Below are 14,494 nucleotides of genomic sequence, written 5' to 3'. Positions count from 1 at the left end.
ACATAATATAAATTATAGGACAATTATAACCATTTGTGGAATAGCGCCTTTTAGCGGTATTTGACATTATCATAGTTCTATGACAGTATAGCTGTTATATAACGTCAATGATTATGTACAAGCAAATTGTGTGTTTGAAACGCTATCGTAATGATTTACAAAACCTATATATTCTTACAGGACCATTATAACCATTTGCGGATTAGCGCTTTTTAGCGGTATTTGATATACGCATAGACATTATATGATGAATTTGTAACGTTCCTGTAATTGAATACTTCAAAATTGTTTTCCTTTAATTGTGCTATATGATTTTATAACATTTATACCGACATTTACCCGAATTAGACACGGCTTTCATACGGAGTTAACACGAGGTTACTACGGGTGAACCTCTAAGTTACTATGCTTAATTACGGCCTTCGCGTCGCTGTTAAATGCCTTTGTATGTTGGGATTTTAGCTGTTTTTAGAGGTTGTAATATGATGTTTTAATATTTAGGCACGTTTTAGGGCCTCGTTTTTATGCTTAAAAGTGTGTGTTTGGCAGCTTATATTGATCCGTTTAGTAGCGTATTATCTGTATGAAAATTCATAATTCCATTCAACTAAGTTTTTAGTTTATTAGCCGTTTTTCTTGCGGTCTGGTTGAGATACTACATTCTAAAATACATTTTCAGGATCTAGAAAACTCATATTTATTTGCGATTGTGACCTTAGGATGTGCTAAAAAACCACCTCACCTATAAACCTATAAATCAGTACGATAAACGAAAATATTATTATAACACATAATTAATATTGATCTTTATAGGATAATAATCATGTTTGTATTTCATTCAAGCACAGCACTTAATAGACATTAATCAATTATATATGGCATAAAACTACGCGTTAGATTCTTCATTAGTGCTTTCGTTTTTTCGATACATCTTCTTCTTTACTGAAGATTAATGGCACGTGATTTTTTCGCCTGTATTTTATGTTAATACCAACAGAAAATGGCGAACAAGACACTTATTACATTGTTGACTATAGCGGTTGCGGGCTTTGCAGTTCTATATTTTTATGCCCCTCGCACTACTTCTTCAAATTATTCAGATTATGACCTCTTAGCGGTTTCAGATCATGAAAAACTTACTTCAGGATCTTACACGCTTCAACACTTGCCAGATAACCATAGTATCGCCACATTTGAAAGACGTGATCCTATTATTAATTCAAATACATCTCAGACTGCTGTATTCGATAATCCGGCGATTAGCGCTGTGGCCATTGCTAAATTCCTTAATGGAAATTTACCTACCACTACTCCTCCATCCGATAACACTGGTATTCCAGCCTTATTATCACAAACCGGAGCTTTTGCTAATTTAAGTACCTTGTCCCCTAGTCCAGGGCTCATTCCCTATGATATGATTGAACCTTTTTGGTCTGATGGAGCTGCCAAAAAACGATGGATGGCGATACCTAATGATGGCTCATACAATACTCCAGACGAGCAAATAACATTTTCAAATGATGAGGCTTGGGACTTTCCACAGGGTTCTGTTTTAATTAAGCATTTTGAAGTTGGTGGACAACGTCTTGAAACACGATTTGAAGTTAAGGGTGATGATGACGTTTATTATTATTTAACTTATAAGTGGAATGCTGCGCAAACCGATGCTACGCTGTTAAATGGTGCTGTTGATGAAGACGTTGTTGTGAACGGAGTGACCCAATCTTGGCATTACCCAAGCAGAACCGAGTGTGCGTCGTGTCACTTTCCTCAAAATGGTAGTGTTTTAGGGCCAAAAACAAGACACCTAAATAAGGAGATACTGTATCCAAGCTCTGGAATTACGATGAACCAACTGGTTAATTTTAGTGAGCTAGGCCTTATTACTGAAACTATAACCGACAGCAATGTTAGCAGTTATTCAGCTGTTGCAGCCAAAGATGATTTAAGTGCTTCATTAGAAGATAGAGCGCGCTCTTATATTGATGTGAACTGTTCTAGTTGTCACAACCCATCCGTTGATAATATCGCAATGTTTGACGCGCGTTATACGACTCCATTAGCACATCAAAATATTATTTATGGTGATGTTGCTTATGATGAAGGTTTAAATGACCCTAAGGTGATTATTCCTCAAGATGTTCCGAATTCAATGGCGCATTTTAGAATGAATTCTACCCAAACGGGTATTGAAATGCCTCCAATAGCCAAAGATGTTGTTGATGTCGCTGGTGTTCAATTAATTGAAGATTGGATTAATAGTCTGTCTCCAACAACGTCGTCTCCACCAGAGGCTTTGTTTTCAGCGTCTACGGTCCATGGCCCTGCGCCTTTGAGTGTTAATTTTGATGCGTCTGCCTCTACGGACCCTGATAATGATCCTTTAACTTATTCGTGGGATTTTGGAGACGGTAACACTGCTACAGGTGTTACCACTAATCATGTCTATGCGACTTCAGATGAATATACAGCAACATTAATTGTTAGTGATGGTTTACAATCTGACCAAACAAGTACCGTAATTGCTGTGAACACGAGTAATCCAGGAGGAAACACTGTAGCATTTACAGATGGCACTTCGCTTTTGGGGCAAGATAACTTTAGTGGCTTACCTATGGGAGTCATTGATATGAACGGTGATGGAAAAGATGATATTGTGCAATTTAATAATACTAGAAGTCTGCGTATTCAGTATCAAAATGGAGCTGGACAACCGTTTACAAGCTATGATCACGGTAATGTAAGTAATAACAACCAATGGGGAACTGCCATTGCTGACTTTGATCATAATGGCTATAATGATGTGATGTCAGGTGGTGCGTATGACAATTTAAAAATTATTAAGAATAATGATGGTAACAGCTCATACTCGCAGTCTTTTATAGCAAACTCAGGCATATTCTTGCAAGGTGCAAATTTTGCTGATATCAATAACGATGGTTGGGCTGACATTTTTGCTTGTCATGATGACGGTGAATCACGAGCATTTCAGAATAATCACGATGGGACCCTCTCATATGATCCGAATTTAATAAGCACAGAAACGACTCCAAGTAGTGATAACTCAGGAAATTATGCAAGTATGTGGGTGGATTATGATAATGATGGTGATTTGGATTTATATATATCTAAATGTCGTATTGGTGTAAATAATAGTAGTGACCCTCGCCGTGTAAATATGCTATGGCAAAATGATGGTAATAACAACTATACTGAAGTTTCTGAACAAGCGAATCTTAAAATAGGAGCGCAAACTTGGTTCTCTGATTTCGGTGATATTGATAATGATGGTGATTTAGATGCTATTATAGTCAATCATTATGAAGCTCCTAATTTAATGCGTAATAATGGTGATGGCACCTTTACTGATATTACTTCAGGTAGCGGCATACCATCTCTAACTTCACAAGGTAATTTGGCCATTCAAGGTTTCTTTAAGGATTTCAATAATGATGGCTATTTAGACTTAATGATATCAGGAACCGAAAGCCACTACCTATTATATAATAATGGTGATGGTACGTTTCAGAATGCCATAAATCCATTTAACTCCAATCAAATTCAGTCGTTCTCTGTAGGAGATATTAATCATGATGGTTTCTTAGATATTTATGCTGGCTATGCTAATGGATTAAATTCACCAAGTTCTATAAAAGATAGAATATGGCTAAATCAAGGGAACTCCAATAACTATCTTAATATTCAATTAGAAGGTACCGTTAGTAATATAAACGGTATAGGTGCTCGCGTGGAATTACATGGTTCTTGGGGCATACAAATACGAGATGTTCGCTCGGGAGAGGGCTATGGTTTGGTAAATTCGTTTACGCAACATTTCGGAATTGGAGTTAGCACTCAAGTTGATAAAGTGGTTGTTAAATGGCCTTCAGGAATTGTTGATGAAATTCTTGATCCGGCTATTAATCAATTTTTAAAGGTTATTGAAACCGAGCCAACGCCAACCTGTTTTGATGGCTTTCAAAATGGTGATGAAACTGGAGTTGATTGTGGTGGATCTTGTCCTGATGCTTGCCCAGAACCACCTCCTTGTACAGATATCGTGGTATCTATTACCTTAGATAACTATCCGGAGGAAACAGACTGGTCTATTGAAAACAGCGCTGGTGAAACTGTTGCTGCCGGAGGACCTTATGGTGGTGAAGCAGATGGCTCTACGGTAACTATTGACGTATGTCTTGAGGATGGGTGTTATGACTTTATTATTAATGATGATTATGGAGATGGTATTTGCTGTTCATATGGCAGTGGATCATATGATGTAACAGTTAATGGATTAGTAGTTGCTTCTGGTGGAAACTTTGGAACTTCTGAGACCACTAATTTCTGCGTGGGTCCAGTTCCATGTGAAGGTATTGACTTAACTGTTATTGATGTAGATTTTGAAAACGGAACTGGTACAGATTGGACAACATCAGGAACTGCTACTTCTGGAACCTTTATTATTGCGAATCCAACAGAAGAATCGGATGGAGGTGTACAAACACAACCAGAAGATGATCATAGTACGACAGGAACAAACGCATTTTTTACAGCAACAAATACTTCAGTAGGTTCAAATGATATTGACGGTGGTGTTTCAATTGCTACTTCACCTATCTATTCCATTCCTGCTGAGTCCAATTTATCAATTTGGTATTTCTTTGGTCAACGTGATGCTGGTGGTGATGCAGGTGATTTCTTTTTATTAGAATATTCAATTGATGGTGGCAACATCTATACGACCCTTGCATCATATGGAGATGAAACTGTACAAGCACATTGGACTGAAGCCACAGCGGAAATTCCAGAAAACTCAAGTTTAGTCATTAGAGTATCTGCGGCTGATGGCCCGAATAATGGTGATATTATTGAAGCAGGAATTGATGACTTTGTGGTTACCAAAATCTGCCAAGAACCAATAATTTATACCTATAATAACGACGCTTGGTCACCGAGTGATCCTAATAACGTTTCTACCTCTAATGATACTATTGTGATCGCAGCCGGTGAAGCTGTCATTTCTATGGATACTGACATTAATGAGATTACTGTTGAAGCTGGTGCCGCATTAACTGTAAATGCCGGTGTTACATTATCTGCTAATATCACGACTTTAAAATCAACCTCTCAATTATATTCTAGTTTAATTGTTGATGGAACCGTTGAAGGCGTCGTGACATATGAGCGCTTTGTGAATTCTAATACTGGAGGCAATGATTTAATTTCAGCACCACTTTCTGGACAGACATGGGCCGACTTTTTAGCTGCAGGGACTAATGCTGCAGACTTATTAAATTCGGGTAGTACAAACCCAATATCCTATCTTTTTGGACCTTTTGATAAAACAACTGATGCTTATATAAATTACACAAATGCTGAATCACCGAGTTTAACATTAGTAAGCGGAACAGGCTACAGAGCTGGTACAGACCCTAGCTTAGATCCTGGTGCTAATTTAACATTTACAGGTACCGTACCAGCATCACCTATTGCTATGAATATTCTAGATACTGGAGCTCAATTTCCAGATTGGAACTTATTAGGTAATCCCTACCCTTCTTATCTTGATATGGAGGTGTTTTTAAACTATGTGTTATTTGATAACGGCAGCGATCCAACCATAACCAATATGGCTATTTTAGAGGATATGTCTGGTATTTATGGTTATGCTGGTGGTGATGTGGCTAACAAATGGGACGTTATTACGTTGGCTAATGCGAGTACTAAATTAATGGCGCCAGGACAAGGTTTCTTCGTCGCTGCTAATGCAAGTTATGTCAATGATTTTGATATTGTTTTTGATCCATCGATGCGTGCTATAGGTGCAAATGATGATTTTATTGCAGGACGTCATTCAGATCTATTAACCTATTTAAAGCTTAACATTAATGCTTCTCACACGGATTATAGTACTGAATTCTATTTTAACGACAACGCTAGTTTAGGATTAGACCTAGGATACGATGGTAAAATTTTGGGCAATGTCGCTCCAAGTTATGCCCTCTATTCGCATTTAGTAGAAGATAACACTGGATTGCCATTAGCGTTGCAAGCTCTGCATCCTTCAGATTTAGATCATACTATAATTCCTTTGGGTGTGAATTCAAATCAGGGAGAACAACTGACCTTTAGTATCAGTGAAACCACATTACCTAGTGATGTAGACGTTTATTTAGAAGATACAGTAACGAATACCATAACCTTATTAAATACGGGGAATTATACAATGACACCTAATGTAGCGTTGCATGGTACTGGTCGTTTCTACCTTCACCTCTCTTCGTCTACATTATCTGATACTAGCCAGACGTTTGATTATTTACAGATTTATAACACGACTACCCCAAAAACCATAGTGGTAGAAGGCGTATTACAGGCTAAAACGACGTTGAATTTATATGATATACAAGGACGCTTAGTATTGAATACAGCCCTAGACCACTTTGATGTCATAAACACCATTGATGTTTCAAGGTTAAACAGTGGTGTGTATTTTGTAAAGGTATTTAATGCTAATCAAAGTAAAACACAGAAGCTTATCATTCATTAGATTGAAGCTCTAATGTTTAAAATAGAAAAGCAAGTTTTTATAGGCTTGCTTTTTTATGGTTTCATATTTGTTTTCGTATCATTTGGGTAATAACTTATGTTATAATATAAGCCTCCTGCTTTCTCAGGAATTTGCTTGATCATGGTATTTGGTTTATTGCTAAATCATTGGATATAAAATTGGTTTGTTTGGTTATGAGATTCTTGCTTTTGCATGAATTTAAAAATTTATAAGGTTTTGTAAAAACTTACGACCAAGCTTTTGTTACGAATGCTAAAGTAGCTGCAGCTGCTGGATATTGTGCTTTACCATTGCTGGTTTAGGACGCTATTTTTAACTTAAAATGAATACTAAAATTTATAATACAAGACAAATGCATATTTTTAATAAAGTCAGTAATTTTATTGCCGCTGGGCTCATGGTATTTTTTGCCATACCCAAATTAATAGGAGTTGAAAAAAGCGTTCAAGGCTTTGAACAATTCAAATCTTTAGTACCGCTAGATCCTACTTTTTTTAGACACTTTACTGGTGTTGTAGAACTCGTTATTGCGGTGCTTCTTCTGGTGTATGCTATAAAGCGTACCAAAATCTTAGGTCAATTGGCCTATTTTTTATTGTTGTCAACGATGCTTGGTGGATTAACTATGGAGTTTTTTGCACGACCAGAACCAGAAATGATGCTTGTAGTGATCGCTATCATTCTTTCGGCACTTTCGATATATAAACTTAAAACATTGTTGCGTCAATCTCATTAGAATTTACGTCACCTCTACTCTATAATAGCCTATTATTTTAAATATTTTAGGCTATTGTCGTATGGTTTCGTTTTTGGTGTTCTAAGGCTTTTCAGGATTTTGTAGTCTTAAAATGCTTAAATTTGTAAGATTTTATTACCTCTTAATCATTTTTGAATAATCACTCATGACGGATTCTATAGCCCACATTAACGTTTTAGATTTAGACAGTGTTCCTGTTAATTTAATTGATCTTTATAAGGACCAAATTCTGTTGCTTATTATCTATAACAATGACTGTTTGGGTTGTACAGGTCGTGCGATTCCTTTGGCTTATGAGTTTCAGCAGGAATTTCCGAGTATACAAGTGGTTGGGATTCATGCGGATTTTGTGGGTCGGACTGGTGATAAAGCCAATATTACAGCCATTTTTACGAGTGGTGAAGTGCCGTTTCCGATTTATATAGATCGTGATCACCAGGTGTATGATCAGTTTGCGTCTGAAGGGACTCCGCAATGGGTGTTACTTGCTGCTGATGGTACGGTTTTTCGTTCTGTGTTTGGCTCTCAGGCGAATGCTAAGAACCGTTTGTATTATGCTTTGGAAAGTTTGGTGGGCGCTGATTCACCGAGTTAAGTTATTGTTTTTGTAAGTTATAAAAAGTATGTTGGTATTTTGACAGCGGGATGAATGCTTGATGAAACCTCTTACATTAGTGAGATTCCTCTTCGTGCCTCATTCGGAATGACAAGCTATGCTTGGTTATCTAGGTAGCGATTAAAACTCTGTACTTTCCTTGCAGTGACTTTGGTTGCTGTAAGCTATAAAAAGTATGTTGGTATTTTGAGAGCGTGAAGAATGCTTGACGCGACGTCTTATACTATTGAGATTCCTCTTCGTGCCTCATTCGGAATGACAAGTTATGCTCGGTTGTTTAGGCAATGATTAAAATTCTGCACTTTCGTTGTAGTTGCTTTATTTGTTGTAAGTTATAAAAATTATGTTGGTGTTTTGACAGCGGGAAGAATGCTAGACGAGACGTCTTACACTAGTGAGATTCCTCTTCGTGCCTCATTCGGAATGACAAGCTATGCTCGGTTATCTAGGTGACGGTTAAAACTCTGCACTTTCTTTGCGGTGACTTTAGTTGCTGTAAGCTATAAAAAGTATGTTGGTGTTTTGATAGTGCGAAGAATGCTTGAGGAGACCTCTTATACTAATGAGATTCCTCTTCGTTCCTCATTCGGAATGACAAGCTATCCTCGGTTGTATAGGCAATGATTAAAACTCTGCACTTTCGTTGTAGTTACTTTAGTTGCTGTAAACTATAAAAAGTATGTTGGTATTTTGACAGCGTGAAGAATGTTTGACGAGACGTCTTACACTAGTGAGATTCCTCTTCGTGCCTCATTCGGAATGACAAGCTATGCTCAGAAAAGAATTTCATTCTTTTGTTTATAGCACCGCAATGCACTCCATGGCTTTTGCTGTTTTTATACTTTCAAATTCGTTATTCTGCTGTTTGAGATAGGTGATGCCTAGCCAGATGGTATGTGCTACGTTTGTTGGTGTGTTGTTGGTGTTTGGACTTTGCAACTGTAAGCTTATATGGCGATGGGCTGTTTTACATTCTAGTGGTTGACTTTGTACGGCTACGCCTAATGCGTTACAGTTTGGTTCTTCTGTAATGTATTTATTTTCAATAGGTTGGTGTGCTATATTTGAAACGGTACTTAAAGCTACTGTTAGTTGAAAATGCGTGGCGTTTTCTGGAATTTGGTTGTGGTTATGGGGATCACTTTTAGGAATATTGACTGTGATTATGGTTCGGTTGGCGTTTGTACTCACCACCGTTTTTGCGGTATAGATGTGCTGCAATGGCAACTCTTTTTTGAGCGGAAACCCGATGATGGCATTAGGATGATTAAACAGGTTGGCCTCGCGTTCTCCTAAGGCACCACTCCCCTTTTGGATGACTTTACGGCAACGACCAGTTAAACGGCTTGCCATATACGTATCTTGAAATGCTTTGCCTGTATCTCCTAAACCTCGTCTGATGGCTTTTGAAAGGTGTGTTGCGGCTGCAAATTCTTGGTTATTGCGCTTTACGTTAACAAATGCTGGATCTGTATTGATACGCTCTCTTGATGGTCCAACGGCTTTGCGCACAATGTATTCTCCATTGAGTTGGTAGTAGCATTGGCCGCTTATTGTGCCTTTGAATTTGAATATGCCTTTTTGTTTAGGCATTTGATTTTGTGTTGGTTATGGGAGTTGAAGTTAGTGATTTTTTTTTGGTTGGTGGTTTAGGGGTTAGAGGTTAGAGATTAGAGGTTAGAGATTAGATGTTAGAGGTTAGAAGCTTGTAGCATAAAGACTATAGAGAATAGACTAAAGACCAAAGAGATTAGAGGTTAGATGTTAGAGGTTAGATGTTAGAGGTTAGAGATTAGAGCTTGTGGCGTTATGGTTTTGGTGAAATGGGACAATTTAATATGGTATTGCGTCAATATAAATTAGCTGATCTTCTTAATTTGAACAGATGCATTGTGCATGTGAAGCCTATGCTATACCAACTACAATTATGACGAATTAACCCATGGCTATGGTGTATTTTGGGTTCGTTTATTGTATCTTATGGTATGTGATTTGTCTTCATTATTAACTTAAAAACAACGTATTATGACTTATTATTTTAGTAAAATCTTAAAAGGCGATTTTAACGACACTGTAGACCAAGTTACCGCAGCTCTTAAAACGGAACAGTTTGGTGTATTAACGGAAATTGACATTAAAGCCACCTTGAAAAAGAAACTCGATGTTAATTTTAATAATTACAAAATATTAGGAGCTTGTAATCCTCCGTATGCGCACCAAGCCTTATTAGCGGAAAATAAAATTGGAACTATGCTGCCTTGTAATGTTATTGTACAGGAATTAGATTCTGGTGATATTGAAGTGGCAGCTGTCAACCCAATGGCGTCTATGCAAGCGGTGGACAATGACGATTTAAAAGGGATTGCTGAGGAGATTACGGTGAAGCTTAAGACTGTGATTGAGGGGCTGTGAGAGTTGGAAGCTTGAAGTTGGAAGTTGGAAGTGGGGAGTTTGAAGTTTGGAGTGGGAAGATTAGAGTCAAGAGCCAAGATGCTGTGAGCCAGGAGTTGTGAGTTGTGAGCTAAGATACTGAGAACCAATAGCTGTGAGCTGTGAGCTATGAGTCAAGAGAAGTTACTGGGTTTAATAATACAATCTAAAATCTAGTAATGTGCAGACCTTATAATGTCTTTGGTGTAATTCTTCTACAACGGCCAACATGTCATCATCTTCTTTGAATAAATTAAAGAAAGCCTCATCTAGTTTTGTGCTGGCGATGCCATTATAGGGATGACCATAGCCAGAAATCGCTTTGGCTCCCGTAATATCTAAAAAGTATTGTGCTTCTTCTTCGTCTAAATCGAGATGTTTTACGTTTGAAAAATGTAAAATCTTTCCGTTTAATTGGCCTTCAAAAAGTTCTGCAATTTCTTGTAAACTATAGTAATAATCATTTAAACAAATGGTATTGGCTTCTCCCCTCATCACCAAATAGATGATTTCATAGTCCTTAAAATTATGATCATCTAATACCAATGCGTTTAAGCTATCTTCTAAGCCTTCAATGGTGTCGCAGGTTTTGTAGATGCTTGCTATGCCATAATTTAGGGCCATTTGCTCTAAGTTGTGTTGTGTTTCGGTTACCGTGTTATCCTCTATATCATCTACTCCTTCTAAGCAATAAATAAAATACTCTGTGTCTGTGATCTGTTCTTGTGGGACTTGTTGTCTTTTTTCTAGCACGCTTTTAAATTTAGGCGATGTTTGTAAAGTGCGAAATTAATAGAATGCTTTTGATTTTTTTTGTGGTTTGGGGTGGAATTTTATGAAGTAGAAGCTCGTTTTAATTAAGCTAGTAATCAATTTTTGTTATTTAAAATCTTTCTCTATTATTTTGAAACGTTTGTAATCGGCTTTTAAATCATTCATTGTAGGTGGTGAGTGTTGTTCTTCTGGATGACTATGTGCTCTAATAAACCCACTAGCACGCCCAAACATTCCATCTATTTCAGCTTTATGCTTTTCAATCATATCTCCTTTTACAGCAGGGAATAGAGTCATCATAATATTATTTCTGTATCTACCAACTATTTCCTTAAAAATTGAATTAGACACTAATAGTTCTAATCCTGCGCGCAGATAGGCATAGCCTTCAGAAGCAACTTCATTTTCATTTTTACCACCTAATCCATTATTACAGATTATATTTAGTTTACTTGTATATGTTTTTAATTTATTTATAGGTGTTCCCTCAGATAAAAGACCTGTATTAATACCATTAGTATTAACTTTATAAAAATTAAAATCAGTATTAGTTTTATACGTAACATGACTTTGTAATGCGAAAAAAGCATTATAAAAAAGGACATTATGAGTAAATACAATAACTTGTCTTTCTTTAGATAAGTCAGCCAACCTTTTGGCTACATCCTGCATTACGTTGTGGTCAAGTGAATTTACTGGGTCATCAAAGACAACTGGTGCGACAGTTGTATCTAGTTGTAATTCTGTTAAAAATTCGCAGAGAGCAATAGTTTTTTGCTCTCCTTCGCTTAAAACTTTATTTATGTCATATTGACGAATATTTTGTCTTATTCTTGAGCTACCTTGTTGCGAAAAAAAACCAATATTAACATCGAGATGCTGTTTTCTGAACCCTTTTAATTCAGCTGTAAACTTGTCTTGAAAATCTTGAGCTACGAGTTCTTCACGTGCTTGAGTTGTTTTTGCACTTAAAGACATTGTATTAAATTGAACCTTATTGTCATCAAGTAGTTTTCGTGCCGAAAGGTTTGAAATACAAGTAAGCACTTCTTGTTTGTGCACTGATAAGAGTTTTCTATCCTTTAGTTCGGCTATTTCTTTTTTTAATTTTATTTCAGCTGTTTCTAAATTAGCCAATGCTTTGATTAGTGAATCTCTTGAAGTAATAAGCTCTTTTTGTTTTTTTTCAAGAAACTGAATTGTTACTTTATAATTAATTTCGAACTCAGTATTTGGACTCACACTATCATTAACAATATGACTTTTATATAATTTAACTTTTGAGTTGAAATCAATAATTTCTTTAGGTTGTACAATTGAGTTATTTTCTAGTAAACCAAAAGCTGGATAATGAAACATAATACCATCATTCAATAAATTAACCCGTTCAGCAATATCAGTTTTTAGTTTTTTATATTTTACAATTTCTTCTTGAGTAGTGTCATTTAATATTTTGCTATAGCTTTCAATCAAGTTTCGTGCATGTTCATTTTGCAAATCTTGTTTGCAATACACACAGGTATCATCTGCATTATTAGGATAATTTTCTTTTGCAATTAATTTAATATATGAATCAGCAGACTTTAGGAAAGTGTTAAACTCAACAGTATTAAACTGTTCTAAACCATGCGTTTCAGCTAATCCAGCAATACCTTTTTTGGTTTTAGCTTTTAAAATTTGTAATGCAGCATTATATTTTATAATTATATCCCAGTCATTTTTTGTGAGATTTGATTGTATGTTTCTAACCATTGAAATATTTGTGGCTAGTTCAGTAAGAATAAAATCAATGTTTTTTAAATTAACTTCTAGAGTAGCTTTATTAAGTTTTTTTAATTCATCTTCTTTCTTCGATAATTCATCTTGATTCACTTGAGTATACAATGATAGTTCTTCAAGTTTTTGCTTATCAGAATTAGGAGCTAACGAATCGATATATAACTTTTGTGGAGTACCTTCAATAAGTTGTTCACTCCAATGCATTTTAATAGGATACAATGAGTATTGTTGAGTATGCATAGCACTCAATGCAGTCAATTCATTTGTAATTAAGGAAAAAAGATAAAAACCTTTTGGTGTAACTAGTAATTCACGATTGCTAGATAAAGATATATTTACACAATCACTATTAAAAACAGAAACTGCATTTAAATCAGATGGGAGATTTATACCTTCCCAATTTATATAGAATGGATTTCCATCCAAAGTAAACTCTATTTTAGCACTTTGCCCAACCTGTTCTTCATGAACATTGGAAAGTATATCATTATTGCTATCAAAACTGTAACCTTGAGCCTTAAGCACACGACTGTAGCCTGTTTTTCCAACACCATTATTTCCATAGACTACTGTAATGTTTGGGCTAAACTCCATCACTTGGTCTTCAGCCAATCGATTTACGCCTTTAACTTCAGATAACTTTGTAAGAGAAATTTCCCTGGTTGGTAGTGTAAAAGTAGGTTTACTTATGTTTATTGGTGGAAGTGGTGGTTCAAATATAAATGTGATTTCTTGTAGATAATAATTGAAAACCTCTTGCTTTTCAATCTGGGTCAATGGAGCTTGTGATGTAGTTACTTTATGAACTAATAGTTTAGCCCAAAATCCTTTGGACTCTGCCCATTCCCATAAATAGTCAATCAATTCTCTTTGTGTATTTCCGGTAGTCATATTTTGTTGATTTCTAAAAGAAGTTCATAAATTTACATAATATTATACGTTTGTATATGAGGGAAACCATAAATATCAAATGTTTATATAACTAAATTAGCCCTCTCATCTGTAATACCAACCTCAACAGCACTACTCGAATTGAAATTTAAAAAATCAGATTCAATGCCATCACTAAAAATGATGCCTTTTGTGGGGCTATGGGATTCTATTTTAAAGTGTTAGTCGTGTTTATGATGCCGTAACAAACTGCTTTATTTTATAATTTGATGTCAGTCTGATATAGTGGATTCCTGCCTTCGCAGGAATGACAGGTTTTTATTGGTAATGCTATTTTTATTACTACTTCTAATATTGCGATTTAAAAATGCTATTTGTTTGGTTCTCGATACATCCCGACGAAAAGGGTCGGGATACTCGAACTGACGTCAACGGTTTTGAGGTGTTTATTAGATTGCCTATTGTTTAATAAGGTTCTCGATACATTTCTTAATGCTTCGTTGCACTACTCATTAAGAAACACTCGAACTGACGTGAAGGTTCTCGATACATCCCGACCAAAACGGGTCGGGACACTCGAGCTGACGTCAACGCTTTTGAAGTGTTTATTAGATTGTCTATTGTTTAATAAGGTTCTCGATACATTTCTTAATGCTTCGTTGCACTTCTCATTAAG

General features: G+C 36.1%; 7 protein-coding genes. 4 read left to right on the top strand and 3 right to left on the bottom strand.

Features of this window, described 5'->3' with window-relative positions; all coding sequences use genetic code 11:
- The first annotated feature begins 1,000 nt into the window (after window positions 1-1,000).
- The 3 genes from ITJ86_RS06280 (at window position 1,001) to ITJ86_RS06270 (ending at window position 7,923) form a co-directional block, all read left to right on the top strand.
- Window positions 1,001-6,550 (top strand): FG-GAP-like repeat-containing protein, encoded by a 5,550-nt coding sequence (locus ITJ86_RS06280; RefSeq protein ID WP_195870774.1) that lies wholly within the window; start codon window positions 1,001-1,003, stop codon window positions 6,548-6,550.
- Window positions 6,551-6,893: 343 nt separating this feature from the next.
- Window positions 6,894-7,307, top strand: a complete 414-nt coding sequence (locus ITJ86_RS06275; RefSeq protein ID WP_230080239.1) for a DoxX family protein — start codon at window positions 6,894-6,896, stop codon at window positions 7,305-7,307.
- Between the two features lie 166 nt (window positions 7,308-7,473).
- Entirely contained in the window at window positions 7,474-7,923 is a 450-nt protein-coding gene (locus ITJ86_RS06270; RefSeq protein WP_195870773.1) for a TlpA family protein disulfide reductase, read from the top strand.
- Between the two features lie 819 nt (window positions 7,924-8,742).
- Here the strand turns inward: ITJ86_RS06270 and ITJ86_RS06265 are convergent.
- Window positions 8,743-9,537 carry a hypothetical protein gene (locus ITJ86_RS06265; RefSeq protein ID WP_195870772.1) on the bottom strand — a complete coding sequence of 265 codons (795 nt, stop codon included), beginning with the start codon at window positions 9,535-9,537 and terminating at the stop codon, window positions 8,743-8,745.
- 432 nt (window positions 9,538-9,969) lie between these two features.
- On the opposite strand from ITJ86_RS06265, the gene ITJ86_RS06260 reads away from it, so the two are divergent.
- Window positions 9,970-10,356 (top strand): DUF302 domain-containing protein, encoded by a 387-nt coding sequence (locus tag ITJ86_RS06260; RefSeq protein WP_195870771.1) that lies wholly within the window; start codon window positions 9,970-9,972, stop codon window positions 10,354-10,356.
- A gap of 171 nt (window positions 10,357-10,527) precedes the next feature.
- On the opposite strand, the gene ITJ86_RS06255 is transcribed toward ITJ86_RS06260, so the two are convergent.
- Together ITJ86_RS06255 and ITJ86_RS06250 are read right to left on the bottom strand one after the other, a co-directional pair.
- Complete coding sequence (locus ITJ86_RS06255) at window positions 10,528-11,127, bottom strand: DUF6642 family protein (protein ID WP_195870770.1); 600 nt, start codon at window positions 11,125-11,127, stop codon at window positions 10,528-10,530.
- A 126-nt stretch (window positions 11,128-11,253) separates the two neighbouring features.
- Window positions 11,254-13,818 (bottom strand): AAA family ATPase, encoded by a 2,565-nt coding sequence (locus ITJ86_RS06250; RefSeq protein ID WP_195870769.1) that lies wholly within the window; start codon window positions 13,816-13,818, stop codon window positions 11,254-11,256.
- Window positions 13,819-14,494: the final 676 nt, after the last annotated feature.

Source organism: Winogradskyella marina (genome assembly GCF_015645385.1).
GTDB classification, from domain to species: domain Bacteria; phylum Bacteroidota; class Bacteroidia; order Flavobacteriales; family Flavobacteriaceae; genus Winogradskyella; species Winogradskyella marina.
The sequence above is the reverse complement of the archived record's forward strand: the minus strand, read 5'-3'. Positions and strand labels throughout refer to the sequence as shown.